The 4,452-nt window shown below is 48.9% G+C and carries 4 protein-coding genes and 1 pseudogene; 4 read left to right on the top strand and 1 reads right to left on the bottom strand.

The features are described 5' to 3' along the window. Positions 1-308 precede the first annotated feature (308 nt). Entirely contained in the window at positions 309-1,811 is a 1,503-nt protein-coding gene (locus GF401_02375) for a sulfatase-like hydrolase/transferase (GenBank protein MBD3343892.1), read from the top strand. A gap of 34 nt (positions 1,812-1,845) precedes the next feature. Here the strand turns inward: GF401_02375 and GF401_02380 are convergent, their stop codons facing one another. After that, positions 1,846-3,237, bottom strand: coding sequence for a GntR family transcriptional regulator (locus GF401_02380; protein MBD3343893.1), 1,392 nt, complete (start codon positions 3,235-3,237; stop codon positions 1,846-1,848). A gap of 82 nt (positions 3,238-3,319) precedes the next feature. Here GF401_02380 and GF401_02385 point away from each other — a divergent pair, with 82 nt between their 5' ends. The 3 genes and pseudogenes from GF401_02385 to GF401_02395 all read left to right on the top strand — a co-directional run. Continuing rightward, the gene (locus tag GF401_02385; protein ID MBD3343894.1) at positions 3,320-3,511 is read left to right on the top strand and encodes a hypothetical protein; all 192 of its coding nucleotides are present in this window, start codon (positions 3,320-3,322) and stop codon (positions 3,509-3,511) included. Further along, a pseudogene (locus tag GF401_02390) lies at positions 3,508-3,847 on the top strand (type II toxin-antitoxin system PemK/MazF family toxin). Before GF401_02385 ends, GF401_02390 begins: the two are co-directional and overlap by 4 nt. Positions 3,848-3,931: 84 nt before the next feature. Further along, positions 3,932-4,452: hypothetical protein (locus GF401_02395; GenBank protein MBD3343895.1), on the top strand; the 521-nt coding region annotated here is incomplete at its 3' end.

The raw sequence follows: 4,452 nt of genomic DNA on the forward strand, positions 1-4,452 counted from the left end.
GAGTGTGAGTGAAATTGAATCGCTGGCGCAGGAGGTCCCCATGCAGACCGCATCATCACCGGCAATGAGAACCGGGCGGCAGTCTTCGATCAAAAAGTTTGCAGGATTTTCGACGAATATTTCCCGACTTGATTTTGAGGGCTTGACTGCGATCAAGGTGTATGATCTGAAGGGCAGATTGCTGTTGTCAAAGGATATAACGATGAAAAATAAAATTAATCTCCATGACGACCTTTCATCGTTTGCCGATAAAATAATGTTCTTTGTTCAAGAAGTCGAATAGCAAAAGTAAAATCAAGGAGTATAGTATGTCACGACACAATCAGTCAATTAATTCATTCAGCGGCAACTCACTTTCCCGCCGTGACATGCTTCGTAATCTCGGGCTCGGTATCGGCGCTCTGGGGTTGTCATCTTCGACCGCCGGCACGATGGCGATCGGGAAATCGGCCAGGACTCCGGCGCGTCGTCCGAATTTCATCTTTATTCTCACTGATGATCAGGGATATTTTGATCTGGAATGCTATGGAAACAATAATATTTCAACGCCGAATTTCAATAAACTGGCCGATGAAGGGATCAAGTTCACCAGCTTTTATGCTACCATGGTCTGCTCACCAACCCGTGCAACCTTTTTGACCGGCTGCAATCATGAACGTATCGGTTTTTCGTGGATCGTGAAAGCGTATGATTCCTGGTGCCTCAACACAAGCGAACAGACGATTCCAAAAATGCTGAAACAGGCCGGCTATGCGACTGGATGTGTGGGCAAATGGCATATCGGTCATGGCGGAATTAACCAGTCCGGCTGTATTGGAGCATATCCAAAGGCATACGGACTCGATTATTACTGCGGCTTGCCGCTCGGTCACTATGCACATCTTGACAGTCCTGGAAAGGAAGGCGTGCGGGTGCTCTGGGAACAGACCGAATCGATGAGCGCCGATCAGCTCAACCGTGTGGAATACGATTACAACACCACCGAGGGGCAGGCATATCTGAATAATCACACTATTCATGATACCGAAAAAGCGAAAGCCTTCATCACCGCGCACAAAGATGAACCATTTTTTCTGTATATGGCGCATGCCGCACCACATGTCCCGTACTGGGCGCCCGATAATTTCAAAGGTACGTCCAACTGGGGCGATTACGGCGATGTTCTTCAGAGCGTCGACTGGAGCGTGGGCGAAATTCTTAAAACGCTCAGTGACCTTGGTATCGATGATAACACTTTTGTGATTTTTGCATCTGACAACGGTTCCGACCGAGAGGGGTCAAACGATCCTTTGAGCGGTGGAAAATGGGGGGTTGGTGAAGGCAGCTACCGCGTGCCCTGTCTTGCCCGGTGGCCGGGTGTTATTCCGGCGGGGATAATATGTGATGAATTCATTTCGATCATGGATATATTGCCGACCTACGCCGCTTTTGCCGGTACACAGCAGTATCTGCCGACATTTAAATATGACGGGTTCAATCAGAGCCAAGTCTTTCTGGATCCCAACTCAAAATCCTCACGTGATGAGCTTCCATACTACAAAAATCGTCGTCTTGAAGCATTCCGGAAGGGAGACTATAAAGTTCATTTCTCCCGGGGTGACGATACCGCGGGACTGCATTCGGGCGATCCGTACCTTCTATACAATGTTAAGGATGACCCTGCCGAGTCGAATAATCTTATCAATGATCCCTCGTATAAATCAATTGTCGATGAGATCGTTGCCGCGCGTAATGAATGGCGGACCGAACTGGGCGATTCACTCACCGGCGTGGGTGGTAATTCCCGGCGCTCTCATGGGAATTGCGGGTAGAAGTGAAAACGAGGAACACAACGATTGTTATTTGCTATTTTCTTGTTAGGCTTCCTCGTTCAACAATCATTCCTTCAATCTCGACAATACCATTTTTTGACGGCAGATTTGCTGCGTAGCTGTTGGTGACAAAGCCGAGCATTGCGTTGACCGCCGCGGGCATATTGAAATTATATGACGTAAGCCCGTTGCGCAGCGCCCGGTAGCTGTCGTCAAAAGAGATGACTGATATGTCGTCAGGAACTTTGTATCCTTTATCATTCAGATAATCCTGTGCAATGGTGCCCAGGAAATCGGTGGGGAATACCCAGGCGCTGATTGACCGGTCGTTGCATAACTTATCAAACAACGGATTAAGCTTGTATCGTAACTCGCCCCACCGGACGGCTCGAGTCCGGATAAGCTCGACAACCGGGTCGATCTCTATTTTGAATTCATCAGGTATCGATGTTTTCCACTGCTCGTAGTAATCAATCAATTTACCGATGTCTGTTCGTTGTACGGCTTCCTGTTTATGAGAGAGAGCTTCGACAAAAGGGACGACATTGTCTATATTGCCTGCTTCTTTGTACACCGACTGCAGCCCCTCGATCCGTCGAATCGACCAGACATTTGCATGGAACGGCGAAATATATGCTATCCGCTTATGCTCGAGCGAAAGAAGGAGCCGGGCTACCTGCTGCGCGGGAACAGGAGAAATGGTGTTGCGGAAGAAGCGGAACAGCCGGGAAGACAAATGGCGGGGGACCGCAGGCCACGCACCGGTTTCATCAAGCACCGCGACCGGCTTTTTGGTCTGCGCGAGGGAATTGACAATAACGGTGTGTGTATCATCGGCGATGTTGCTCAGATAAAGATAGCCGAGAACCTCATCACCGCGACTTAAATTGCATGCTTCGCCGCTCCCGATCAATCGGGGAAATATACCGTTCTCCTGCTTTTCCACGCCGATAAGTTCAAGGGGGATTTCCGCTTGAGCACAGGAAACTTCCAGACTCCGCAAAAAAGTTTCATCATGCATACCAAGTGCAAGATGACCGTTTTCCCAGTGCCCCACAAGGATTATCCGGACATTCGATCTCCTTTTTGCGACCGCTGCAACAGCATACCCCCGGTTCCGGGGAATAATTATTCCCTCTTCAACAAGCGCATCGAGTGCTTTTCGAAGGGTCCGGAAATTTATGTGATAGTGGTGCTGCAACTCTTTGAGGGAAGGGAGTGGATTGTCGGGGGGAAAAACATGGTTAAGAATATCTTTTGCAAGTTGTGCTTTGATCTTTTCCCAGAGGATCGGGGCGCGGTCGGGAATAAGGGACTGGCCGGAAGATTCCTGATGGTCAGAGTCCGGTTTATTAATAATTATGTAGTGTCCCTTTATGCTTGAGAGTATTCCCTGTTTTTGGAGTTTTTGAGTGGCTTTCCACATAGTGTCGGGGGAGACTCCGGCACGATGGGCAAGCGCTTTAATGCTGGGTAATGGTTTGCCGGAATGGTAATCACCTGCTTCAATGCGGGAAGTTGATAAGCTTGCCCGCCCGGGTTCGAATCGTTCGGAGTTTATCGAGGCCGCTGTCCGGCGGTTTATTGAGCAGCTCAGGAGAGAACGGATCAATTCAAAAGATATTGAAATTATCAACCGACATGCAAAAAGACTCAATCGCGAAGCTGCAGATGTTCTTGAATACCAGGTTTTACCATGAGACGGGGAGAATTCTATAGAGTTCAAAATCCATCCCGTCGTGATCCAAAGAAATTTCGCGGGTTTTATCGTTGTTAGCAGGCAGGCTTTAATCGACAGCCGGTACAGCACGGTAGTTTGTGCGCCTGTTTATACTTCGTGTGATGGTCTTTCTACACAGGTCAGGGTTGGAGTTCAAGAAGGTTTGAAACATGAGAGCAGCATTCATTGCGATGAATTGGTTAGTATCTCAAAATCAGTACTCACTAATTACATCAGTTCCCTGCCTCTTCATCGAATCAGAGATCTCGATATCGCACTCATGGGAGCATTGGATATCGGAAGCGACCTGTTTTAAATCCCTTCCAGGTCTTCTTCTTCCTCAAACATCCAATTATATTGAATACAAGCACTGTAACATGCCTCTGTCCGGCGGAAATCCATGAAACGACGGATCATTATCATTTCGATAAGCCTTTTTGTTATCCTTGCCGGATTGATAACCGGCGGTAGTATCCGCCAAAGAAATGTCATTAAAATCCTGGAAAATTCCACTCCCGAACTGATCCTTCCCCGTTTGTATCAGAAAAAATACCCCCAGGTTAAGGTCCTGAAAAAAGCGATCAGGCACCATGATGAAACACTTCGCATGAAAGCGGCTTATGCACTGGGGGAAACCCGGGACAAGGGCGCGGTGCATGCGCTGATCCATGCCCTTGCCGATTTCAATCCCGGCGTGCAGCGTGCTGCCGGGAACGCCCTCGAAAAAATCGGCGAATCTGCGGTCCCGGCCCTGAAACGGGTAATGAAAAATGTCGGGCCCGGTGATAACGGTGAGCGGGTAGCGGCCATTCTGGTTTCACTTGAAGGCGCCGATATCGCCGATTTCATGATGCATTGTGCCCGGCGGAGAAATCAATACACCCGGGCCTACGCTGCCATGGCTCTGGGTATGCTCAAGCA

This window comes from Chitinivibrionales bacterium, from assembly GCA_014728215.1.
Lineage (GTDB): Bacteria > Fibrobacterota > Chitinivibrionia > Chitinivibrionales > WJKA01 > WJKA01.